The organism is Adhaeribacter swui, from assembly GCF_014217805.1.
Classification (GTDB): Bacteria; Bacteroidota; Bacteroidia; order Cytophagales; family Hymenobacteraceae; genus Adhaeribacter; species Adhaeribacter swui.
The window spans coordinates 1,956,027-1,980,106 of record NZ_CP055156.1; the positions used below are offsets into that span (position 1 = coordinate 1,956,027).

Below are 24,080 nucleotides of genomic sequence, written 5' to 3' on the forward strand. Positions count from 1 at the left end.
GTTCATTAATCTTTTTAGCCTAAAATTTTAAAATTTAACATTCAGGTTAAATCCTAAGCTGCGGGTTAAAGGCAAACTCGGCCAGAAATCTAAACCGGTCTGGTTATCGGAGGCATTATTTACCTGCTCGGGGTCCATGTTTTCGGTCCATTTCTTCAGCACGGCCACGTTGTTGGCTACCGCACTAAATTTCAAACCTTTAATGAAAAACTTCTGGGGCAACATCTTGGTAAAGTCGTAGCTCAGGGTAATCTGGCGTAACTTCCAGAAACCGGCGTTGTACACAAAATCTTCGAACACGCCGTTGGCGTTGGGCCACTCGTAAAAAGGCTGCACGGGTGCCCGGGTGGTATTTACTTCGCCGTCGGGGTTTACGCCCTGGCCAATCACGTAACCTTCTTCGCGGCCCACCAAGGTTCTTTTGTGCAAGCCATGGCGCAGGTAGTTCATGTTGGAGCCGCCAATCATTTTATGACCTAGTTTAAAGTCGATGAGGGTAGAAAGGCTCACTCCTTTATAAGTAAACGTGTTGGTAATACCGCCAAAGTACCTTGGTAAAGCGCTGCCTACGTTTACTAAACCACCCCGCAAAGGCGTACCGCTGGTTTTATTAAATACTTGCCGACCCTGGTCGTCGCGGAGGTAGCTAAAGGTGTATAACTGGCCAATTGGCTGACCAACAACCTGGCGCAGCGTCGTTCCGCCGGAACCTCCCACTACAATCATGGTATCGGCGGCGTTTAAGCCCAGGGTAAGTACTTCCGAAGTATTGTAAGAAGCGTTAAAGCTTACATCCCACCGGAAAGCAGGCGTGTTCACTGGCGCCGCGGAGATTAACATTTCCACGCCTTTGTTCATGCTTTTACCCACGTTAATTAAGCGGTTGGTGTACGACGAAGCATCGGAAACCTGAGCCGCCAGAATCTGGTCGTTGGTTATTTTGCGGTAGTAAGCAATATCAAACCCTAAGAAATTGTTAAACAACTTTAATTCTAAACCTACTTCGGCTTCGGCAACGCGCAAGGGTTTTAAATTCGGGTTCGGGATGGTAGAGGCGTTAATACCACCTACCGGTACTACCTGGCCCGATGGGTTCGGGAATAAGTTGTTGTTTACGCTGTAATATAAGGCGTTGGAATACGGCGCTACATTATCGTCACCCACCTCGGCGTAAGCGGCCCGTAACTTACCAAAAGAAAGCCAGGCCGGCATACTCTCAAACGCTTGCGAGAACACAAAGCTACCAGTAACTGATGGGTACAAAATGCTGCGGTTTTGCGGCGCTAAGGTCGAGAACCAGTCGTTGCGGGCGGTAACGTTCAGGTACAAATACTCCCGGAAAGACAAGGTAGCGGCGCCGTACAAAGAATTTACTTTGCGTTCGGATAAGCTGTAGAATGGGTTTTTCACCCGGCCGTTCATTACGGTGTACAAGCCCGGCTGAATAAAGTCCTGCACGGTTACGCTGTTATAATCCATGCGCACGTAGCGGGTATTACCGCCCAGCGTTACATCCACGCCAAAATCGCCGAAAGTGCGGTTCGCGCCCAAGATAAAGTCGTAGTTGCGTTCCCGGAACCGGCGTACATCCTGGGTGTAGCTGCCGTTAATAAAGCCAACCGGAGCCGGGGCAATAGCAGCGTAACCATTGGGCACGTTATAATCCTGGTCGCGGGTGTAAAAATCCTGAGCAATGCGGCCTTGCAAGTACAGCCAATCGGTGAACTGGTATTTTAAGGCAATGTTTCCGAACAGCCGGTCGCGGCGGATATTCTCGAAATGCTGGTTAACGGCGTAATACGGGTTGTTGCGTACCAAAAAGCGGGCAAACGGAAACTCGTAACCGTTGGGCAATAACTGGTTTTGTTCCAGCGCTTCAAAAGGCATGGAGTTGGCCAAAGTCATTACCACGGTTGGTGTAGCAAACTCTTGTCCGTTAATTTGGGGCGGATTTTTATTGTACTCGTTGGAGTAGTTTAAATTACCCGAAGTAGAAAGTTTTTTAGAAATATTTTGGTTGAAGCCTAAGTTGATGGTTTTGCGGTTGAACTTGGAATTCGGCACAATGCTTTTGCTGTCGAGGTTGGCAAAAGAAAGGCTAAAACCGCCGTTTTCGCCGTTATTGGATACCCGCACGGTGTTGGTAAAGTTGGTGCCCACGTTGTAAAACTTGCGGATGCGGTTGCGTACCGGTTCGTAGGGCCAGGTTTCACCATCGAATAAAATCTGCGTCATGCCGGGCTGAAATTTTTCGCCGAAACTCCACACGCCCGATAAAGGATTGGGAGCTTGTGGCCGTACACCGCCTTCGCCTTGGCCGTACTCGTATTGGAAATCGGAGAAATCTAATGGTGTTTCGGTGGTTAAGTTGGTGTTGTATTCTACGCCTAAACCTTTTCCTTCGCCCCGGCTTTTAGTAGTAATCATGACCACTCCGTCTTTAGCCCGGGAGCCGTAAAGAGCCGCCGCCGTAGCGCCTTTCAACACGGTCATAGATTCAATATCATCGGGGTTAATGCTTTGCAGACCGTCGCCGCCGTCGGAGTTGTTGGCTACCCGGTTGCCGTAGTTGCCACCTAAAGCGTAGTTAGAGTTATCTACTGGCACGCCGTTAATTACAATAAGCGGACTGTTCTGGCCGGCAAAAGAAGATTGACCCCGAATCCGGATTTTACTCGAACCACCCGGACCGGTGGCCATGGTAGAAATATTAACGCCCGCCATTTTACCTTGCAAGCCACTCATCACGTTAGGTGTGCGGTTTACGGCAATCTGGTCGGCGTTAACGGTGGCGGTGGCATAGCCCAAAGTTTTGGCTTCCCGTTTAATACCCAGCGCGGTAACTACTACCTCGTCCAGGGCTTTGGTATCCGTGGACATAGTAACATTAATTACGGAGCGGTTGTTGACGTTTACGGTTTGGTTGGTATACCCAATGTAAGAAAAAATAAGCGTGGCATTGCCGGGAGCATTTATAGTAAAGTTACCTTCCGCATCAGTAACGGTACCTTGGTTGGTGCCGCTAACCTGGATGCTTACTCCCGGAAGGCCTTCATTTTCCGAACCGGTCACTTTTCCGGTAATCCGGTCATCCTGTGCTAATACCGGCACCTGACATAAAATCAGAAGCAGGAGAATTAATTGTAAAGCTTTTTTCAACATAAATGGCTTCGTTAAAAAGTAATACAAATTCAAAACAAGCAGTAATTTCTCCTCGTAAGAGGCAGGATGGACAGAATAACCAGTTTTAGAATATCAATTTTTTAAATTTTTAAAATATTCCGGGCTGGTACCAGCTACAAAAAGCTCCATCGTGGGGCGTGTAAGGGTGTCATTGCTTTCATTTCTTAATTCGATAAATCCAGATTAAGCTACCCTGTAAGACCCCCGGAAGGAGCAATGAACCGGTACTTCATTTATATAAAAGCACCAGATCTTAATCAAGGATAGGCTTAAGAATCGGATAAAAAATAAATTCAGGTATCGCTTTATTACTTCACCAGTACGTCAGTACTACTTCAATTTGCTAATTCACTACAAAAGCGCAGGATTCATTAAAATTCTTCATTGATTTTACCTGGAGTTTAAATTCTATTCAGGTTAAAAATTTAAAATTTTCGTTGAATGATCCTGTTTTTCTTTCACGAAAGCCTGTTTCGGCTACCTGACGTAGATTGGTGCGCCATTTTTAGATTTGTTGTAAGCCCTCAATTTTTAAAAATTTATACTTTGGGAGCCTACAGCCAGAGAAGAAAACCCAATCAACAGCTCTAGGCAATTTTTTAAATTTTTAAAATCCAGGCCGGGCTTTTACCAATCTACTACCGAGCCGTCGCGCGGATCGTACGATTCGGGGTTTTTCCAGTCGTGGCCAATTTTATCTTTTATCTTGTCTTCGTCGAGTTCAACTCCTAAACCGGGCCCGGTGGGGATGAGCACGTTACCGTCTTTTTCCAGCTTAAAAGGTTTTTTTAAATAGCCTTCGCCCAACGAAACCTGCTCCTGCACCAAAAAATTAGGAATGCTGGCGGCCAACTGCAAACCAGCGGCTAAAGAAATCGGGCCCATGGGGTTATGCGGCGCAATCGGAATGTAGTAGGCTTCGGCCATCCCGGCAATAATGCGGCCTTCGGTAATACCGCCGGCGTGACATAAATCGGGTTGTAAAATGCTGGCGGCTTTTTTCTCCAGGATTTCGCGGAAGCCCCATTTAGTAAATATTCGTTCGCCGGCCGCAATGGGCAAATGCGTACCGTGAGCAATCTCGGCTAAAGTATCTACATTTTGCGCCTGGCAAGGCTCCTCCACGAACATCGGCTGATACGGCTCCAGTTCTTTAATTAAAACCTTGGCGGTTTGCGGCGAAATGGCTCCGTGGAAGTCAATGGCAATGTCCATGTCTTTGCCGCCGGCCTGGCGCAAAGAGGCAAAATTATCGGCAGCGTACTGAATAAATTTGGGGTTTTCGACCATACGAGCGGGGTTTTCTTTGGCTACCCCGGTTTTAATGGTTTTATACCCTTCTGCTACTCTTTTCTTCATGTCGTCGGCGTTGCTGGCGCGGCCGTAAACCCGCACCCGGTCGCGGGTAGGGCCGCCAAACAGTTCGTACACCGGCACATTGAGTAGTTTGCCTTTAATATCCCACAAAGCATGGTCAATGCCGCTTAAAGCGCTGGTTAAAATAGGACCACCGCGGTAAAATGCGTGACGGTAAATGGCTTGCCAATGGTGCACCACCTGCCGCGGGTCTTTGCCAATTAAGTAAGGTTCAATCTCTTTGATGGCCGTTTGAATGGTAAGCGCGCGGCCTTCCAGTAACGGTTCGCCCAGACCCACCACGCCGGCATCGGTATGAATGCGCAGAAAAATCCAGCGGGGCTTAATCAGGAAAGTTTCCAGGCGGGTAATTTTTACTTTATCCTTATAATAGTTTTTAGGCGGCCCGGAAGCATAGGCGTAGGAAGAAGAAGGCAGTAATAATCCCATACCAGCCACTCCCAAAACCGACTCGATGGCTTTGCGTCGGGAAATACTAGTTTTGTTCATAGAAGATGTTATTATTTTAAAAATTAATTAGTAATTCTTCTTTTAGCAGGCCGAGCAACAAAAATTGTCCCGCCAAAGTCAATGAATAAAAATTTGTTTTTGCTCTTAATGACTTAGTTTGTAGTATTTCCAGGCGGTAAGAAATAATCTTTTAATTGTTTAGATTTTTCTCCGGGCCTTTATGTTAAGGTTGTATCTTTTATTAAAACAGGAAGTATAAATAACCTGTCTGTTCTTTACATAAGTTGCTACCAGTTGTGCACCGCTCCGTCTGGGCTATGTAAAATCGGGTGCGGGAATTTGGTATTGGAGGTAATTTCCATCACGAAATCAGCTTTTTTGGGGTTAAACTTTACGCCCAGACCCGGTGCCGGATTGAGATAAAGTTTGCCGTTTTTAAAATGCACGTAATCGTCGTTGAAGTAAGGAATTTTCTCGGGTTCGCCGCCGGCCAGTTCAATCATGGCCCGAATAGGACTGCTGGAACCGAGCACGTGTACTAAAGCCGCCGTAGATAAAGGACCCGTAAAGTGCGGAATCATGCCCACGTAGTGCGTTTCGGCGATTGAAGCTATTTTTTTAAATTCCGTGATGCCGCCGGTATTAGGCAGCGTCACCCGCGAGTAATCAATTAAATGCTGTTCCATCAGGGTGTTAATGTCCCAACGGTCGCCGAATTGTTCGCCTACCGTTAAAGGCACTTTCAGCATGGGCCGTAGGGTACGGAATACTTCCGGGTTCTCGGAGCGAATGGGATCTTCCACGAAGTAAGGTTCCAGTTCTTCCAGGGCTGTACATATTTTTATAGCTTCGGGGGTATCAAAACGCGTGTGTAAGTCAATGGCCCACTTGCCGCCGCCACCCACTGCCGCATCTATCCGTTTCGAAAATTCAATGGTTTTCTTGGCGTTTTCGTAAAAATCGAACCGGGTATCTCCGTTGCCCCCGGTGGGGCCAATGCGGTAAGCGCGTAAACCTGCTTCAATGCAATCGCGGGCGCGTTGTTCTTCGTCTTTGGCTTTGGAAGCCCGGAAACCGGTAGCGTAACATTCTACGTAATCGCGGGTAGCGCCACCGAGTAACTCATACACCGGCACGTTCAGGGCTTTACCTTTAATATCCCACAAAGCCATTTCTAGGGCGCCTAAGGCGTGCAGTTTTTCGCGGCCCGGCGGGTAAAACATGCCCCGGTATAAGGTTTGCCAGATATGTTCAATCCGGAAAGGATCTTCTCCGATCATCATTTGGGCGCATTGCTCAATCATGTCTTTAGAGCCGCCTTCGCCAATACCAATAATGCCGCCGCTGGTTTCTATTTCTACGATGCCCCGGGCCTGGTTAAACAAAGGCTTGTTGTAGCCGGGCGCACTGTAGTACCGGATTTTCGTAATTTTCATTTTAGAAGCCGCTTCGGCTTTTATTAGCGGAAAACCGGCCAGCACAGCGGCTGAGCCCAACAGCGTAGATTTTAAAAAATGGCGTCGTTGCATGGTATGTAAATGAATAGTAGGTACTTTTATAAACCGCGAAAAATATTTAATCGATTAAGCTAAAAATTTAAAAAAAGCCGCTCAGGCTTTCATTCTGGACGATTCCCGGCTGACCAGTTTTGCCTCCATAAGTACCTGGCGCATGCCTTCTTCCGGATTTTTTAATTTTTTTACTAAAAGCTCCACCGCTGTTTTGCCTAAATCACCAATGGGTTGGTGCAAGTAAGTAATGGGGCAATAATATAAATCAAACACCTCGGCTTGCCCGAAACTAACAATGGCTACATTGGCCGGTACATTTAAATGCAACTCGTTTAAATACTTTAAACCATTGGTGGCTAAGCTGTACGTAGCAAAAATAATGGCTTCCACGGGGGCATCACCCAAAACCATGTCGTCTATGGCTGCCCGTACCTCTTTCTCTATGTGCTGAATGCGTACTTCTTTTAGCCAGTTTTTATTGAGGTTAATGTTTTTTTCTTTTAAAGCTTGCTGGTAACCCCGGATTCTTTCCTGCATGTGAAAGAGCTGCGACTTATAACCAATAAACCCAATGCGGCGGTATTGATGATGAATTAAATGAATGCCTGCATCGTAGGCAGCTTTAAAATTATTAATTGACACAAAGTCCGATTGAATTTCCGGAAAGTACCGGTCCAGTAAAACAAAAGGTACTTGCTGTTCTTTTAAATAATGAATCTGGCTCTGCGAATTCTCCGACGAAACGATTATAAAACCGTCTACCTGGCGATTTAACAGCACATTTAACAAATCCCAAGAGTTATCCGGGTTTTCGTCGGAGCTGCCAATAATTACCGTGTAACCCGATTTTTTGGCTTCGTCTTCTACAATCCGGGCAATGTTGGCGAAGAATGGATTCGAGATGTCCGCTATTATTAAACCAATGGTATACGTTTTACCGCTTCTTAAACTTTTTGCCAGATGGTTGGGCTGGTAGTTTAGCTCTTTAGCTATTTGCTTAATTTTTAAAGCGATTTCCTGGCCAACCCGGCTTTCTTTTTCTTTCCCGCTCAATACATAAGAAACCAGGGCTGTAGAAACCCCGGCTTTTTGAGCAATGTCTTTTAAAGATATTTTTTTATTCATCTAACAAGGATAGAAACAAAAAGCTTATCTCAAACATAATTTAATCGTTTAAACAAAAAAAATGTAAAAGCCAGATTTTTAAAAATTTACTAATTTTACGGTTAACCTTAGTGTATGCTTATGTAATCTTTAAATAATCTGCTTTTTTATTGTATAAAATTTAATAATTCTAACTTGAAAAGCACTTATCACTTATATTTTTTAAATTTTGTTAATACTTGCAGTGTTTTATTATTGGATTTAATATTTAAAAAGCTGGAATAATACGTTTTATATAATGGCTGTTTAACAATTTAGGTTAGAATTAAATAAAATTTAAAAAATTAATTTTAAAATATTGTTTTAACGATTAAGCTTAATATATTGGCGTTGATTTAACCAGCCGACAAGCCCTGCGCAACTAAAAAAGTATTTTTAGTACACCCGGCTTTTCATCAAACTAATGTTTTTTAAAGGGCACAAACCCTGCATACGCCTTAACTTATCCTCTTCACTTATAGCTGCTTTTAATTTAGATGAGAAATAATTTGTTATGTTGTGATTGGGGAACCTCGTCTTTTCGGTTAAGATTGGTAAACCAGGATAATCTGCAGATTGTAGGAGAAGTTTTTGGGCCGGAGGGGATTGCTACTACGTTTAACGCCTGGGCGGCCGCTAATCAAACCAGTCCGGTTCCCCGGAAGCAGTATTTTCAGCAGCAGTTGCGTCAGCAAATAATGGCGTTAGCCCAGCAACTAGGAATTTCCCTCGACACGGTTCCAATAGTTTTATCCGGAATGGCTTCGTCGTCGCTGGGTTTGGAAGAGTTGCCTTACGCCGAATTGCCTTTTGCCGTAGATGGCAGCCAGGCCGGCGTGCATTATTTCGGCAGTCAGCCAGATTTTCCGCATGATTTAATGTTGATTTCCGGGCTGCGCACCCAACAGGATGTAATGCGCGGCGAAGAAACCCAGCTAGTCGGTTTAATTGAGTTAATGGAAACGGCTAGCATTTCGGAGGAAGCTATTTTTATTTTTCCCGGCACCCACTCCAAACACATTATCGTGCGCCAGCAACAGGTAGTAGATTTTCAAACCTACATGACCGGTGAGGTTTTTAATTTAATGGCCGACGGCAGCATTTTAAAAGATTCCATCGAGAGTCCAGTTACGAAAGAAATAAGCGAATCAGAATTAAATGGTTTCCGGCAAGGCGTACAGGAATCGGGCAAAGCCGGCATTTTACACGGTTTATTTACCGTTAGAACCAACCAGCTATTTCAAAATTTAAATAAAAAGCAAAACTACTTTTACCTGAGCGGTCTGCTAATTGGTACCGAACTCCGCAGCTTGCAGCAAAAAGATACTCCCCAGATTATTTTAAGCAGCGGCAGCAACTTGTATGAGTTTTACAAATTGGCCGTGGAAGAACTGGGCTTAACGGAGCATACCATAACCATACCGCCCGACCTGATTGACAGGGCAGCCATAGCCGGGCAGGTTACTATTTTTCAAAATCAGCTTTTACACGATATTAAAACTACAGAATGAGCGAGCTAAAATTTTCGGCGGAGCGATTTAACCAGATGCCTTTAGTTGGTATTATCCGGAATATTTCACCGGAGGCCATCCAACAAATTTTGCCTTTGTACCTGGAAGCCGGTTTTACTACCATCGAAATTACCATGAATACGCCCGGGGTAGACGCAATGATTGCGCAGGCACTGGAACAGTATTCCGACCGGTTAAATGTAGGCGCTGGTACGGTTTGCAATACCCAGGATTTAAAAAAAGCCTTAGCCGCGGGTGCCCAGTTTATTGTTACGCCTATTATAGATAAAAAAGTAATCCGGGCGTGCGCCGAACAAAATATCCCGATTTTCCCGGGTGCCTACACGCCTACCGAAATATACCGGGCCTGGTCTTTGGGCGCTACCATGGTAAAAGTGTACCCGGCTACAGCTTTGGGGCCGGAATACATTAAAGACGTAAAAGCGCCTTTAAATCAAATAAAGTTAATGCCGACGGGTGGTGTAAACCTTGCTAACCTAGCCAGCTTCTTAAAAGCCGGAGCCGATGGATTTGGCATTGGCAGCCAACTGTTCGATAAAAAAATGATTCAGGAAGAAGACTGGCAGGCATTGAAAGCGCATTTCGAAGCTTTTGCCAAGCAATATAGAGCCGCACGAAACCAATAATCGCATCTAAAATTTAAAAATTTTAAAAAACAGATTTATGTCGAGCACTAAAATAGGTAATTACCGCTGGGTTATCGTTGCTTTATTATTTACTGCTACCACCATTAATTACCTAGACCGGCAAATAATCGGGTTATTAAAACCTACCCTCGAAAAAGAATTTAACTGGACCGAAACTGATTTTGCCCGCATTGTAATGGCTTTTACCGCTGCATATGCCGTGGGGTTATTATTGTCCGGCAGGGTAATCGATAAAATCGGGACGAAGCTGGGTTATACGGTAACGGTAGTAGTGTGGAGTGTGGCGGCCATGTTGCACGCCATTGCCCGCGGCGCTTTTGGTTTTGGCCTGGCCCGGGTAGGTTTGGGTTTAGGCGAAGCTGGTAACTTTCCGGCCGCCATGAAAGCCGTAGCTGAGTGGTTTCCGAAAAGCGAAAGAGCCAAAGCCACCGGTATTTTTAACGCGGGTACCAGTATTGGGGTAGTTATGGCACTGATCATTGTGCCCTGGATTTTGAAATATTACGGCTGGCAGGAAGTTTTCTGGATTACCGGTGCCTTGGGTTTTGTGTGGCTTATTTTCTGGTTGATTTATTACGAAGTACCCACCCGGCAAAAACGTTTATCTGCTGCCGAGCTGGCCTATATTGAAAGCGGGCAAGAAGAAGCCCCGGTAAACCTTACCGAAACCAATTCTATTAAATGGTACCGTTTGTTTACTTTTCCGCAAACCTGGGCTTTTGTTACCGGCAAAGGCCTGATAGACCCGATTTACTGGTTCTTCTTATTCTGGCTGCCCTCTTATTTTTCGTCGACGTTTAACCTGGATTTAAAAAAGCCGAGTTTGCAGCTCATGATTATTTACGCGGCAACCACCGTAGGCAGTATTGGCGGCGGTTATTTTTCGTCGTGGTTGATTAAACGGGGCATGCCGACGTTAAAAGCCCGCAAGACTGCTTTGCTTATTTTTGCTGTTTTGGAAGTATCTATTATTTTGGCGCAGTTTGCCCCCAACGTTTGGGTAGCCGTGGGCCTGATAAGTTTAGCCGTAGCCGTGCACCAAGCCTGGGCCACCAACGTTTTCACCACGGCTTCCGATATGTTCCCGAAAGAAGCGGTTAGCTCCGTGGTGGGTATTGGTGGTATGGCGGGTGCTGTAGGTGGTATTCTGTTCCCGATTCTGGTGGGTTATTTACTCGATAGTTACAAGGCCCAGGGCAATTTAGCCGGTGGCTATAACCTGCTGTTTACCATTTGCGGTTTCACGTACTTAACCGCCTGGATTATCATTCATTTGCTCACCCGCAAAGCGAAGAAAGTAGAGGCGTATCAATTAGCGTAAAATTTTCTTTCTGTTTGTCTTTAGCGCCAGCTCCCGGCTCAAACTCCATCTTTCCATAGCTCCCATGGCGCAAGTTTTCAAACTTGTGCCTACCTACAAGGTAAAGTCTCTGACTTTACTCCGGCTAAAAGCCGGAACCTGCATCGGCTTTAATAAGCTGCTAAAAAGTAATTTTTTTAAAATTATTAAGTTCCCGTACTTACTTGGAGCCGGTTCCCGTCTCTAGGCTGTGGTGCTATCTAACTTTTTAACTACAAGTTTTGCCTCGTGGCGGGCGGGCCTCGTTTGGCTCTAGAGCGCCTTGTAGACTTCCTTTCCTCGCTCCGCTGCGGAATGCCTCGTTCCTCGGCACCGGAAGTCTACAAGGCGCTCTAGAGCCAAACTGGTGTCTGTTACGCTTAGCTACTGCTTTTTTTCTGTTTTCTTAGCTCAAATGCAATACAATTTCAGATTCAATATGGTCAGCTGATGCCATCGTGGCTTTCAATGATTTACCTGGAACCTTCTAATTCACAATCATTGACAGTTCATTCCGGAGGAATGTGTGGGTAGGAAATTAAAAATTTTGGATTTTTAAATTTCACCTTAGTAGCTATTAGAACAGATTGCTTCAGCCAGGTGCAGAAATTGATGCTAAACTGTTCTGTTGTTCAGCGGGTTTTTAGCGGCTGGTTCTATCGTGTATTCCAGAATAACTATTCCAGACTAACCGCATCTCCTTCCCTGTTTTTAGGGAAGGTGCCGCAGGCGGAAGGGTATTTATATCAAGATGAAAAGACACACACTCAGCAATCAAACAACTTCAATCAAAAGCCAAAGCATCGGTCACTTCTACCTATGCAAAAGCTGAAATCAAGAATTTGAAGTAGTATTGAAGTACCCGCTAAGTAGCAGAAGTGTAGCAACAATAAAAGCAGTTCAGTTGCTAAGTATTAATTTTACCATCAATCAAAAAAGCTTTCTGGCAAACCATCTTCAAAATCTAAAAATTTAAAAAACTAAACACGTTATTCTAAATGGCCCACTATAAAACCAAAGCAATTGCTACTTGTCTCGGGTTGCTGTGTTCCGTAGCAGTATTGGCACAAAACCCAAAATCAAAAACAACCAAACAAGCAGCGAAATCGGAAGTAATCTTCTTCGACGATTTTTCCGGCGCCACTCTCGACCGCTCCAAGTGGAATGTGATAGTAACGGGCTTCCACGTAAATAACGAGCAGCAGGCTTACGTAGACTCGGCGGCTACCGTGTATATCTCTAAAAAACCAGCCGAAACGGCGGGTGCTAAGAACGGCGTATTGGTGCTGGAGCCGCGTTTTAGTCCGGGGTTTGTTACCAAAGACGGGAAAAAGTTTGATTTTCTTTCCGGCCGCATCGATACCCGTGGCAAGGCAAATTTTACGTACGGTACCGCTTCGGCCCGCATGAAACTACCCGCCGGAGCCGGTTTCTGGCCCGCCTTTTGGGCCATGGGCGACGGTAAATGGCCAGATAACGGCGAGATTGACATTATGGAAAACGTAGGCGAACCCGATTGGACCGGCGTAGCCTTGCACGGCCCGGGTTATTCCGGCGAAACCCCGCTGGTGAACAAAGGTTTTTTTAAATCGGGCAGCGATATAACCCAGTGGCACGTGTACTCCGTCGATTGGACGCCAGATTCCCTAGTCTTTAAAGTAGATGATGTCGTGATCTACCGGGCGACTCGCCCTATGGTGGAACATTACGGTAAATGGTCCTACGATAACCCAAAGTATTTAATTGTAAACCTGGCTTTGGGTGGCGCTTATCCTTTTAAAACCAACGGGGTTAAAACGCCTTACAACGGCATTCCGGAATCAACGGTGCAGAAGATAAAAAACGGTCAGGGTAAAGTACTGGTAGATTGGGTAAAGATTACCAAGTAGTATTTCTTCTTTTCTGAAATAAGATAGAAATGGACAATAGCAAAAGTAGAAGAAAAGAGGGCCAATATTGTTGCAAGGCGTTAATGATAAAAGTTATTTTTCTTTGAATTTCTGACTTTTCATCAATCATATAATCCCAAGAATGATTGCATATACCAAATGAGGAGTATGTTTCTTCTTTGGGTTGCGGTAAATTGAAGACCCATATATCGCTTTGATAGGGTAGATAGCCTTTAACATCTTCCTGTAAGCAAATGTCAAAGGCCTTAACTAAACTTCCGTATTTAGCTTTTGCCTCAAAGTAAAAGCGAACCCCTTGGATAGTATCATTTTGAAGTTTTTGCTTTCTGATTTCAGCTTGAGCCAACCGAAGCGTTGCTCTATCGTGGTTGTTCTGGCCAATTAGTTTATAAGTAATGTAATTCCGGATAGGTTGGGGTTTGTAGGGATTTGGACCCAAGAAAGAACTTGTTTTAGGATTATACCAATTAACTTCAATCATGGATTGTTGCTTAAAAACCTGGTGAGATTCCAGATAAAAGTAGCAGGCGAAAAATAAGCTGGTTAAACTGAGTAATCCCGGAACGTATAAAACTTTTCTTCTAGCACGGTACATAATAGCATCATCAAATATAAATGATGATGGCACTCCGGGCTAAATTCCATAACTAGAGTTAGGCCCTTCCGTACCGTTGCTCTACTAATACTTCAGAATAAACTCCGTTAAGTTAATATCCTGTTCCAGGTTCATTTTTTTGCGGATGCGGTAGCGGCTGGTTTCGATGCCGCGCAACGATAAGTTGAGTAAGGAAGCAATTTCTTTACTCGACAGGTTTAGCCGGAGATAGGTGCAGAGTTTAATATCGCGGTGGGTGAGTTGCGGGTAATCGCAGCGGAGCCGTTTAATAAAATCCTGGTGTATCTGGTTGAAGTGAATTTCGAACTGCTCCCAGTTATTTTCAAAATTAATTTCTTCTTCTACCGAACGCAGCAGCTTGCGCATGTGGTGCAGGGCTTCGCCGTCGTTAATCCGGATCATGGTTTCCTGGAGCTGGTCTTTTAACCGCTGAATGCTGTCCAGGCTTTGCGTAACGTGCATCGCCGAGGAGGCTAATTCTTTGTTTTTGTGGTTCAGCTCATTCTCCAGTTTGTCGTTGTTCAGCTTTATAATTTCTTTTTCGGCTTTTAATACCTGCTCGGCGTGTTGGGCTTCCTGTAGTTTTAAAGCTTTTTCCTGTTCTTGCCGCAGCCGCTCGGTTTCTTTCTTTTCGCGTTGTTCAATTATTTTTTTAAGTAAAAAGAGCAGCGAAACGCCCACAATAATATAAACTGCGTAGGCCCAGCCGGTGCGGTACCAGGGCGGTGCAATGGTAAACGTGTAGGTGGCTTCGGTGCCGGCTTTGTTGTAAATATCCTGACCCCGCACGTGAAAAACGTAAGTGCCTTCTACCAAATTGGTATATTCTTTTTGGGTAGCCAGCGTCCAGGCCGACCAGTTTTTATCGTAGCCTTCCAGAAAATACTGGTACTGCATTTTATCGGTTTCTTCGTAAGACGTGGCGCTGTAGGTAAAGCGCAGCGAATGCAGCTGGTAAGGCAACTGCGGAATTTTATTGGCGGGCTGATTTACCGTATTTAGGCCTTGCGCGAGGTAAGTGCCGCCCGTGAGCAAGGAGTCGCGGGTGCCGCCGGTAATTTCTACCTGCCGGATTAAGGTTGAGAATTGGTTTTCCTGTTTTTTATTTAACGGGAAGGTAGAATTATACAGCACAAAACCTTCGTTGGTGGCAATAAGCACCGTGGCCGGATTGTAGTAAGCAATATGCTCAAACCCGGCTACCAAACGGCTTTCCAGCTTATTAAATAACTTGCGCTCTACGTTGTAGGTGCCGTCGCCGCGTTTTTGTAGTACGCCCATCTCGTTGCCGGCCGCAAACCAGATGTTGCCTTCGCGGTCCTGGATAAGCTTGCGGATGGGTTTGTTTTTATCGAAGTACTTCGTAAACTCTTCGTTTTCTTCGAAAAAGTCTTTTTGCGGATTGTACTGGTAAATGCCATGTTCGCCGGTAAAAACCAGCTGGTTGTTTATTTTAAAAACGTTGATAAACAAATTAGACGGAAAACCCTGGTGCGCATCGTAAAATTTTAAATTTTCTACTTTATCTAACCCAGTCGATAAAGTTACTTTGTAAATGCCTTTGTACACGTGCGCAATCCAGATGTTGCCGGCCGCATCTTCTTCCATTACCCGCGACGATTCCTGAAAACCCGAAATACGCCGCACAAACATTATTTTCCCGGCCTCTATTTTATACAGCAAAAGGCCCCGGAAAGTACCGCACAACACGTACCCCGGCCGCGATTTTAAAGGCAAGAAAAGCCAGATGCCCGTATGCTCCGAAATCCGGACGGCTTTATCGTTAGTAATTTCGAAAGGGCCATTGTGGTGCGCCAGCAGGATTTTGCCGTTAATGTTTTGCAGGTTATTTACCTGGCCCTGGGTACCGGTCATGAGCTGAAAGGCCGCGGGCTGCAAGGGACTTTCGTTGGCTAAACAATTTTTAAAATACAGGCCGTCGTTGGTGCCTAAATACAGTTTATCGGCTTGCAAATAGGAGGCATACCCGGAGCCCGGCACGCCGTTTTTGGCGCTGAACAAGGTAAAGGGCGAATTTATTTCGACGTAATCAATGCCGTTGTTTAAGCCCAGCCACAGGTTGCCGGAGTTGTCCTGGTAAATAAATTGAATGTGGCTCGCTTGCAGACCGTTTTCCCGGTTCAGTAGTTTTTGCGGCTGCCCGCTTTTATCCAGCATTAAGAGTCCGCCCAGGGTAGAACCCACTGCGTAGCCATTGGCCAGGGGAATAGCGCAGTTTACCCGGTTATTTTTAAAAAAATCCTGCGCCGGGGTTCCCCAGGGTTTAAAATTACTGTAGCCATCGTACTCAAAAATGCCGTGTTCGGTGGTAACCATTAAAATGCGGTTATCGGCGTAAGGCACCATGTCGGCGATGTTGTAGGTAGCCAGAATTTCGCTGTTAGGAATAAAGGTGGCCCGGCCGTTTTTAAATTCGTAAATTCCTTTGCCCGAGGCCCGCATTAATAAGCGTTCCTGCACGTAAAAAGAAAAGCCGCTGCTACTGCCCGGCACCGCGTAGAACTGAATTCGCCCGTTTTGCAATTGATAAACGCCGGCGCCGGTGGCAAAATAAACGCCTTCTTTGGTCGGGTAAATATCCCAGACGTCTTCAAATTCTTTATACTGCTCGGGAATAAGCGGCTTATACGACACGTAGCTCATTTGCCCCTGCGCGTTGGGTTGAAGGTACCCGAAATCGTTTTGCCCACCCACGTAAATGCGGCCTTTGTTATCTTTGGCCAAAGAGCGCACAATGGTTTTGTTCGGGAGTTCTACCAGGCGCCAGCGGTTGCCATCGTACTCCAGGATGCCGTAGCTGTTGCCAAAGTACATCACGCCCCGGTTGTCCTGCACAATGGCGCCATTCTGCGGCGAAGCGTTATAAACCTTTTGGGTAAAGTTATGAATGAACGGAACGCCTTCGTTTTTTAACTGAGCGAATAAGACGGTTGAAACGAAAAAAAAGGAAAGAAGTATTAAAAATATTCTCTGCACCTACTTAACTCTGAATAGTAATTTATAAGCCCAGCGGGGCTGCGAAACTGCTAAAATTTTAAAAAATGCTCTTGATAAAACAATCCTATGCCGAAATCAGCTTACCGCATAACAGATAATCAGGAGCGACTCACCGGTATCTGCCCGCGACGGCATTTACCCGGTTATCTGTCCAGAACAGGTTGATTTTGCCCAGTAAGATACAGCTTTTCCGGTATTATTCTACCTGTTTTATTTTAAGCAGAAACGGAATAAAAGCGGATTGCTGTAGAGGAATATTCTATAATTTAGTTCAATCAAAATATCTGTTTGGAAGTTTTGCCATTTGCATTTCAGAGCATTATTCTGAATTGGTGGTGAAGACACCACCAAGGGCGATTGTCTTGGTGTTTAATTAATAAGGTTTAAAATTCAAAACAGCTCCTAGGTTTTTACCAGTCACGCCAGTTACAAACTGGCACTTATTGCCGTTCCAAGTTGAAAACTTGAAACAGGAATGAGGAGTGGACTATTGGGCTTAGGTTGATTTTATAAACCAATCCATCGGTATGTTACCGCTGAATGTGTCCTTCTTTCAGGTAAATCTCGCTGTGGCCGTTGGCGAAATTACGGGTAGTAACCAGCACCAACGTGTTCTCATTTTTTAAAAATAAGGAGCTGTAATAAGCGCCTTCGTTTACTGGTAAATTGGGCCAAGGGTATGAAATATTGATAAACTTTTGCGCCATGCTGTTGCCCGCCATTACCAGCATGGTATTCTTTTTCCAGTCAGAACCGACTGATCGCCCGCCGGCATCCTGGCATGACAAGATGGTTTCGCCGGTTGGCAGTTGGATGAGGTAAGGCGCACCGCCCCAGATGTTTTCGGTGGTAGCCAGCCAGCGCCGTTTGTTTTGCAGATTGCCCGCCTCGGCATAATTAAACTTTGCGGTCGTAGACGACCACACCACCCACGGCGACTTCGAGTTATTTACCGACTCAATCGGGAAGACAATGCCTTTGTTGTCTTTTAAAACCAAAGGCACCGCCATGCCGTCGCGCATGCCGGAGGTGTAGGCTACGGTTCGGGAAGATGCCCAGCTTAAACCGTTATCCGTGGAGGTAACCATCCGGATTTCCTGCTGCGGATTGGGGCTAGGCCACCAGTTAGCTTCGCTGGAGTAAAACAATTGCATTTCGCCGTTGGGCAACTGAATAATGGCCGGTTCCCAGGCCCGTCCGGTTTGGATTAAAATAGGCGGCCCGAACGTCCAACCCCGGTCTTTGCTGATGCGCACCTGAATGTTGGCGTGCGCGTTATCGTCGGGCCGGCCCCGGCCGGTGTAGGTGAGCAGCACGTCGCCGTTTTGGGCCACCAGTATATCGGGGTTCGAAAAACCGTAATAGTTCGGGTTGGTGTCGGCCATCAGCGTTTCTGCTTCCGACCAGGTAGCGCCGCCATCCACACTACGTTTAATAGCGATATTATCCCATTCTTCGCCCTGCGGCCCGAAATGGTAAGTAAATAGCAAGGTATCGCCTTTCACCCGGTGAATGCGCCCGTACTCCGCTGAATATACATCGTGCGACAATTTGGTGGCCGTAGCATCCCATTGGATGGTGAGGGTAGGGGTGGTATTGTCGATAGGCGGCTGTTCCTCCGGATGGAAACTGCTGGTGGGCGGGTTTACCGGATCAGGATCGGTTTCGTCTTTACATTGGGTAAAGAGGAATAAGCTTAGAAGGAATAATAACGCTTTAGGTTTATATAGATGCATTGTTTGCTTGCTTCGGTATAGGAATAACGTAGAAATGCTTTTATAAATACGGGAACTCCTTTTCTATTTATACTCTGTACCGGTGAAATGAAGAAAATTTAAAAATTTAACGGTTCTCCGTAAAATCAACCACCCCCAACCCCTCCTTATCCAAGGCGGGGAGCTTTTTTGCAGTTACCAGTTACCAGGTACCATTTACAAGTTACCAGGGTTCATTTATTAATTACCAGTTATCATTTGCCAAAGCTTGTTTCCGTAACATTGGCTAAACCACAGGATCGTTTAATATCTAGGCTTGCTGCTAGCTAAAAACATTGGCGAAACACTCATAATCCCTTACTTATACCTGGCAATTGTTAATCGATATATGATAATTGGTAAATGATAAATGGTATTTGGTACCTGGTAATTGGTAACTGGTAAAAGCTGCATCTCCTTCCCTGTTTTTAGGGAAGGTGCCGCAGGCGGAAGGGTAAATATTTACCGCTGCAAAATTAAAATTTTAAAAAATAGCCATTGCTATTAAGCTAACAGGTTGGAGCTATTCTAAAAATAAATAAAGAGCAATGATGCCCTTTATTTGCATAGTGCTTAATTTATTAATCTCTAATAATTAGGATTCTGGCTTAGGTTCGGGTTAATATCTGTTTCTTGTTGCGGAATGGGGAGTAATTCGTTTTTGCCTTTGGTAAACGTGCTGAACGCCGGATCACGTTGGGCCAGTTCCGGGCCGAGATCACCCCAGCGGGCCAGGTCGTTCCAGCGGTGGCCTTCGCCGGCTAATTCGAGTAATCTTTCTGTTTTTAACCGCGCCAGAAACTGATCCTGCGGTAAATTAGGTTGAGTTTCCGATAAAGGCGCTAAGCCGGCCCGCTGCCGTACCTGGTCTACGTAGGTATAGGCCTGCGTGGTGTTGCCGGTAGCGTTTAAGGCTTCGGCGTACATGAGCAGCACATCGGCGTAACGGATGTAGCGCCAGTTATTGGGCGAGTTGTAGCCTTCTTCGTTTTTCCAATGATCGTTCAAAAACTTGCGGAACCATACCCGGTTCTGGTTATTGGTGCCGTAGCGCTGCGTAAAAGTCTGACCGTAAATCTGGGTAAATTGCGGACCGCGCACATCCGTAGAATCGTACAGGAATGTAGCGGCTAAACGCGGGTCTCTTTGACCGGTTACAGTTGGTTCTTTTAAAAATTGGTGCACTACCCAGCGTTGCGCTTCGCCATCGGACCAGCCAATGCCCGGTGGGGCAAAAAACTGGGCAATGGATGTACCGTAATTTAAATTATCGGCCCGGGGATCAGTGTCGTCGTCGTGGTTTTCGGTAGGGTTCCGTTGAAATTGCCATTCGAATACGGACTCCGCGTTGTTTTCGGTGGTAATTAAAAAATTGTCGCGGTAGTTGGGCATTAAGCTGTAAATGCTGCTGCCTTCGCCGGTTACCAGCCATTGCAAAGGGGTGAGCGCTTCGTTGTACTTCCGTTGCTGCAGATAAGCTTTTGCCAGTAAAGCATAAGCCGCACCTTTGGTTACCCGGCCTAAATCGTCGGGGTTGGTGTACTGTACAGGTAAAGCGGCAGCGGCTTCGGTTAAATCTTTTTCAATTTGCGCCCATACCTGCGCCTGCGGCGTGGTTGTTGGCCGATCAGCAGTAGTAGAGGGTTCCAGCATAAGCGGCACGTTGCCCCATAAGGTAGCCAGATGAAAATAAAACAAACCACGTAATACTTTGGCTTCGCCGATTAATTGCTGCTTCCGGGTCTCATCCATCTGAATGGCCGGCACATTGGCAATTACCTGGTTCGCCCGGAAAATGCCCACGTAATTATCCCGGTAAATATCGTAAGCCGCGCCGTAGTTATAATCGGTAATTAAAAACTGGTCCATGTTGTTCACGATGTCGGTAGCTGGACTTTGGCTGCGGCCTTCGTCGGATCGAATGATGTAGTAAAAGGGCAACCAACGCGAGATGGCGCCCCGGTGCAAGGTGCTGTAAATAGCGTTCACGCCTTTTTGGGCGTCATCGGCGGTCTTCCAGAAAACTTCTACCGTGGGTTGGTTTGGGTTTACAATATCTAACTTATCCTCGCAACTGTTTAATCCGAAACCAAAAGCTAGCAAGGTAATGATCAGTATCTTTTTCATATATACAAACAGGATGAAGCTTTTTTAAAAATCGCATTGAACACCTAAAGAAAATACGCGGCTGGCGGGCCAGTTACCTAAATCTACGCCCCGTTGCAGAATGCGCACCTGGGCATTGTTCGGGTCGGGGTTACCTACTACATCGGGGTCCAGGCCGGAATATTTAGTAATGGTAAACAAGTTCTGGCCGCTGATAAACACCCGGGCGTTTTGGATGCCAGCCCGGCTTAAAAAGGTAGGCGGCACATTGTAACCCAGTTCTACGTTCCGCATCCGCACGTACGAGCCATTCTCTAACCAACGGTCGCTTTCGCCGCGGTTATTGTCGATAATGCCTTGCTCGGTATTTAAAGCAATCCGCGGGTCGCTGGTATCGGTATTGGTCGGCGACCAGGGATTAATGTCGCTCCGGAAGTTGGTTTGCTGATAAGAATCCAGGGAGCGGCGCACATCGTTGTAGATTTTGTAGCCAAATACGCCTACTAGCTGCAGGTTTAAGCTAAATTGTTTGTAAGAAGCATTAAACTGCGCGCCGGTTTGCAGTTTCGGCCACGGCGAACCTCTAAAAGTCCGGTCGTCGGAGTTAATGGTGCCGTCGCCGTTCTGGTCGATATAGCGTACATCGCCGGGTTTGGCATTCGGTTGAATCCGGACACCGGCCGAATTTACGTAGTTATTCACTTCTTCCTGGGTTTGAAATAAGCCGTCGGTTTGCAGCAAATACCACTCGCCGAGCGACCGGCCTACCTGGGTGCGGGTATTGCCCGACTGAATGTAGTTGATGCCTTCGCCCTGGAAACCTACGCTTTCTACTTCGTTCCGGATAGTGGTAAAGTTACCGCTTACATCCCATTTTAAAGGGCGGTTGCTGTTGCGGTAGGTGGCCGAAAACTCAATGCCTTTGTTGCGGATAGAACCGGCATTGGCAAAAGGATCGCCCCGCAAATTACCTAAATATCCCGGTACGGATAATTGCAATAAATTATCTTTCGATAAAGAGTTATAAGCTTCCAGCGATACCACTAAACTGTTATTTAAAAATCCGGCATCAATGCCGATATTTCGCACAGTGCGTTCTTCCCATTTTAAGTTTTCGTTGATTACCTGGGCTTGGGTGCTGCCGACAAATGGCGTTTGGTTAGGTCCAAAAATAGCCCGCGGACTGTTGTTGATAAAAGCCGTATAATCCCAGGAATTTAAAGTTACAATGCCTAACTGGCCGTACGAGGCATTCAGTTTTAAATCGCTAACCCAGCCCACGTTAAAGAAGTTTTCTTTGCTGATGCGCCAGCCCGCCGCTACCGACGGGAAGAAACCTGTACGGTTCTTTTCCGAAAAACGGGAATCCTGATCAATGCGGCCGGTAAGGGTTAAGAGGTATTTATCGTTATAAGAATAAATAATGCGGCCCAGGTAACCAAAAAGCCGGTAATCTATCGGGCGACCACCGCCAGCTACCGAAGTTCCGCTGGCCGAACCAATAGTAGTTAAATACTGATTATTATAAAGCTGTAAGTCGGAGCGGCCACCGGAGGTATTTTCGCGGGTAATGTGTTGTTGGGTAACGCCCACTACGCCGTTTATGCTATGCACCCCGAATGTTTTATTAAAATTTAACGTATTCTCGAGTAGTAGATTTAAATAACGGGAGCGGTCTTCGTCTACGGAACTGTTACGCGGGGCGGCGTTAAATTCCCACACGCCCAACTTCCGGATTTCGTTGTAATGATCAAAACTTACTTCGGCCCCGGTATTGAAGCGGTATGTTAGCCAATCGGCAATTTTTACGTCCACAAAGGCATTCCCTACCAGTTTGGCATAATTAAATTTGCGGGGGTTTAAATCCACAATAGCCACTGGGTTAGATACATAGGTAACCGCATCTACTCGCCCGAAGCCCCAGCCCGTAGGGTTTGTAGCATTTACGTAACTCGGGTCGCGGACCGGAATAATGGGTAACATTTGGGGCGCATTGTAAAACGGATTGATTTCGGTGGTATTGGTGCCCGGAATATCGCGGGTGTTGGAGTTAGAAAGTACTAAGTTTTCGCCGAAGGTAATGCGGCCCTTGGTGCTGCGGGTATTCACGCGTAAAGTTCCCCGGTCGAAAGAGTTGCCAATGAGAACGCCTTTGTTGGTAAAATAGCTGGCGGATATTAAATATGTGCCCGTTTTAGAACCACCCGATAAAGACAAATTGTAATCCTGCACGTTACCGGTGCGCATGACCTCGTCTTGCCAATCGGTGTTAATGTTGGGGTTAAAGGCCGAGCCTACGCTGGCCGGAGGCGTTTGGCCAGAGTTTTCGTATTGGGTGCGCTGCATGGCGGCAAAGTCGGAGCTGTTCATTACGTCGTAGCGTTTCGGAATGTACTGTACCCCGTACCGCGCCGACAAGGAAACTTTAGCCGGACCTTCTTTGCCTTGTTTGGTAGTAATAATTACAACCCCGTTGGCTGCCCGGGCGCCGTAAATAGCCGCCGCAGAGGCATCTTTTAACACCTGGATGGATTCAATGTCGTTGTTGTTAATGGTGGTATTGGCATCGGCAATCATACCGTCGATCACGTACAGCGGGTCGGTGTTGGCAAAACTGGCGGCGCCGCGCACTTCAATGCGGGCCATCTGGCCGGGAGCGCCGCTGTTGCGCACCGTAACCCCAGGCGCCAAACCTTGCAACGATTCGGCCACGGAGTTGGTAGCTACCCGGTTAGCGGCTGCTGGATTGATTACGGAAACCGCGCCGGTTAAATCTTGCTTCCGCACGGTTTGATAACCAATAACTACTACTTCCTGCAGGGCTTTGGTATCTTCGGCTAAGGTTACGTTTACGGTAGTGCGATTGTTAAGTGGCACTTCCTGGCTGGTATAGCCAATAAAGGAAAAAGTAAGGGTGCCGTTTTCCTGACCCGCCGGCACAGAAAGGGTATAATTACCGCCAACATCGGTAGTGGTGCCGTTGGTACTGCCTTTTAATAATACCGTTACACCGGGTAAGCCTTCACCGTTGGTACCTGAAACCGTACCGGTCACGGAAGTTTGTGCGTACAGGTTGCTGCTGAAAAACAAAGCAAAAGCCAGCATGGGCCAGAGAGCAGCCATAGATGGTCGGCCTCGTTCTAAACGAAAAACAACCAATGCAGCAAATAAAGGGGGTAAGAGGTTTCTCATAGTTACTCCGAATTATTAAAATTTAAAATTTTTAAAAAATGGAACAACCGGATGCCAGAAAACAGCTAAATCTGTTTTTGAGCCGGGTAAGCAAGGGAACACAATTATAAATTCTTTAATGTGGCGCGTAGCGTCAGCAATTAAATCCGTAAATTTTTATATTATTTTTAACCTGATTGCCGGTAATAAGTTGCGATTTCCGGGAATTAATTGCGGGGAATACGGGGCACCGTATTTATACTGGTCCTTAAGGATGATTCTGAACCTTGATTTTTAGGATTTTGGGATTGCCAGGATTATGG

13 protein-coding genes are annotated in these 24,080 nt (G+C 46.2%); 4 read left to right on the forward strand and 9 right to left on the reverse strand.

Annotated elements, in window-relative coordinates; all coding sequences use genetic code 11:
- Window positions 1-27: 27 nt before the first annotated feature.
- The 4 genes from HUW51_RS08735 to HUW51_RS08750 all read right to left on the reverse strand — a co-directional run bounded on the left by HUW51_RS08735 (window position 28) and on the right by HUW51_RS08750 (window position 7,646).
- On the reverse strand, window positions 28-3,162 hold the full coding sequence (locus HUW51_RS08735; protein WP_185273589.1) for a SusC/RagA family TonB-linked outer membrane protein: 3,135 nt from the start codon (window positions 3,160-3,162) through the stop codon (window positions 28-30).
- A 648-nt stretch (window positions 3,163-3,810) separates the two neighbouring features.
- On the reverse strand, window positions 3,811-5,049 hold the full coding sequence (gene dgoD, locus HUW51_RS08740; RefSeq protein WP_185273590.1) for a galactonate dehydratase: 1,239 nt from the start codon (window positions 5,047-5,049) through the stop codon (window positions 3,811-3,813).
- A 248-nt stretch (window positions 5,050-5,297) separates the two neighbouring features.
- Window positions 5,298-6,539 (reverse strand): mandelate racemase/muconate lactonizing enzyme family protein, encoded by a 1,242-nt coding sequence (locus tag HUW51_RS08745; protein WP_185273591.1) that lies wholly within the window; start codon window positions 6,537-6,539, stop codon window positions 5,298-5,300.
- Window positions 6,540-6,620: 81 nt separating this feature from the next.
- Window positions 6,621-7,646, reverse strand: a complete 1,026-nt coding sequence (locus HUW51_RS08750) for a LacI family DNA-binding transcriptional regulator (protein WP_185273592.1) — start codon at window positions 7,644-7,646, stop codon at window positions 6,621-6,623.
- Window positions 7,647-8,161: 515 nt separating this feature from the next.
- On the opposite strand from HUW51_RS08750, the gene HUW51_RS08755 reads away from it, so the two are divergent.
- The 4 genes from HUW51_RS08755 (at window position 8,162) to HUW51_RS08770 (ending at window position 13,071) form a co-directional block, all read left to right on the forward strand.
- Window positions 8,162-9,175, forward strand: a complete 1,014-nt coding sequence (locus HUW51_RS08755; RefSeq protein ID WP_185273593.1) for a 2-dehydro-3-deoxygalactonokinase — start codon at window positions 8,162-8,164, stop codon at window positions 9,173-9,175.
- A complete protein-coding gene (locus HUW51_RS08760; RefSeq protein ID WP_185273594.1) occupies window positions 9,172-9,822 on the forward strand; it encodes a bifunctional 4-hydroxy-2-oxoglutarate aldolase/2-dehydro-3-deoxy-phosphogluconate aldolase in 651 nt (216 codons plus the stop codon). Before HUW51_RS08755 ends, HUW51_RS08760 begins: the two co-directional genes overlap by 4 nt.
- Before the next feature lie 37 nt (window positions 9,823-9,859).
- Complete coding sequence (locus tag HUW51_RS08765) at window positions 9,860-11,164, forward strand: MFS transporter (protein ID WP_185273595.1); 1,305 nt, start codon at window positions 9,860-9,862, stop codon at window positions 11,162-11,164.
- Window positions 11,165-12,180: 1,016 nt separating this feature from the next.
- Complete coding sequence (locus HUW51_RS08770) at window positions 12,181-13,071, forward strand: glycoside hydrolase family 16 protein (RefSeq protein WP_185273596.1); 891 nt, start codon at window positions 12,181-12,183, stop codon at window positions 13,069-13,071.
- Here the strand turns inward: HUW51_RS08770 and HUW51_RS08775 are convergent.
- The 5 genes from HUW51_RS08775 to HUW51_RS08795 all read right to left on the reverse strand — a co-directional run bounded on the left by HUW51_RS08775 (window position 13,061) and on the right by HUW51_RS08795 (window position 23,778).
- On the reverse strand, window positions 13,061-13,720 hold the full coding sequence (locus HUW51_RS08775) for a hypothetical protein (protein WP_228466975.1): 660 nt from the start codon (window positions 13,718-13,720) through the stop codon (window positions 13,061-13,063). The two genes, HUW51_RS08770 and HUW51_RS08775, sit on opposite strands and share 11 nt — an antisense overlap.
- 51 nt (window positions 13,721-13,771) lie before the next feature.
- Window positions 13,772-16,705, reverse strand: a complete 2,934-nt coding sequence (locus tag HUW51_RS08780) for a ligand-binding sensor domain-containing protein (protein ID WP_185273598.1) — start codon at window positions 16,703-16,705, stop codon at window positions 13,772-13,774.
- A 551-nt stretch (window positions 16,706-17,256) separates the two neighbouring features.
- Window positions 17,257-18,462: a sialidase family protein gene (locus HUW51_RS08785; protein WP_185273599.1), complete on the reverse strand. Its 1,206-nt coding sequence runs from the start codon at window positions 18,460-18,462 to the stop codon at window positions 17,257-17,259.
- Window positions 18,463-19,068: 606 nt separating this feature from the next.
- Entirely contained in the window at window positions 19,069-20,607 is a 1,539-nt protein-coding gene (locus tag HUW51_RS08790; RefSeq protein WP_185273600.1) for a RagB/SusD family nutrient uptake outer membrane protein, read from the reverse strand.
- 24 nt (window positions 20,608-20,631) lie between these two features.
- Complete coding sequence (locus HUW51_RS08795) at window positions 20,632-23,778, reverse strand: SusC/RagA family TonB-linked outer membrane protein (RefSeq protein ID WP_185273601.1); 3,147 nt, start codon at window positions 23,776-23,778, stop codon at window positions 20,632-20,634.
- Between the last annotated feature and the right edge of the window lie 302 nt (window positions 23,779-24,080).

What these genes read in the sequence shown, in the direction of transcription:
- HUW51_RS08765 (WP_185273595.1), top strand. Translation starts at nt 9,860, where the DNA reads ATGTCGAGCACTAAAATAGGTAATTACCGCTGGGTTATCGTTGCTTTA.
- HUW51_RS08770 (WP_185273596.1), top strand. Translation starts at nt 12,181, where the DNA reads ATGGCCCACTATAAAACCAAAGCAATTGCTACTTGTCTCGGGTTGCTG.
- HUW51_RS08790 (WP_185273600.1), bottom strand. Translation starts at nt 20,607, where the DNA reads ATGAAAAAGATACTGATCATTACCTTGCTAGCTTTTGGTTTCGGATTA.
- HUW51_RS08760 (WP_185273594.1), top strand. Translation starts at nt 9,172, where the DNA reads ATGAGCGAGCTAAAATTTTCGGCGGAGCGATTTAACCAGATGCCTTTA.
- HUW51_RS08750 (WP_185273592.1), bottom strand. Translation starts at nt 7,646, where the DNA reads ATGAATAAAAAAATATCTTTAAAAGACATTGCTCAAAAAGCCGGGGTT.
- dgoD (WP_185273590.1), bottom strand. Translation starts at nt 5,049, where the DNA reads ATGAACAAAACTAGTATTTCCCGACGCAAAGCCATCGAGTCGGTTTTG.
- HUW51_RS08735 (WP_185273589.1), bottom strand. Translation starts at nt 3,162, where the DNA reads ATGTTGAAAAAAGCTTTACAATTAATTCTCCTGCTTCTGATTTTATGT.
- HUW51_RS08745 (WP_185273591.1), bottom strand. Translation starts at nt 6,539, where the DNA reads ATGCAACGACGCCATTTTTTAAAATCTACGCTGTTGGGCTCAGCCGCT.
- HUW51_RS08785 (WP_185273599.1), bottom strand. Translation starts at nt 18,462, where the DNA reads ATGCATCTATATAAACCTAAAGCGTTATTATTCCTTCTAAGCTTATTC.
- HUW51_RS08755 (WP_185273593.1), top strand. Translation starts at nt 8,162, where the DNA reads ATGAGAAATAATTTGTTATGTTGTGATTGGGGAACCTCGTCTTTTCGG.
- HUW51_RS08795 (WP_185273601.1), bottom strand. Translation starts at nt 23,778, where the DNA reads ATGAGAAACCTCTTACCCCCTTTATTTGCTGCATTGGTTGTTTTTCGT.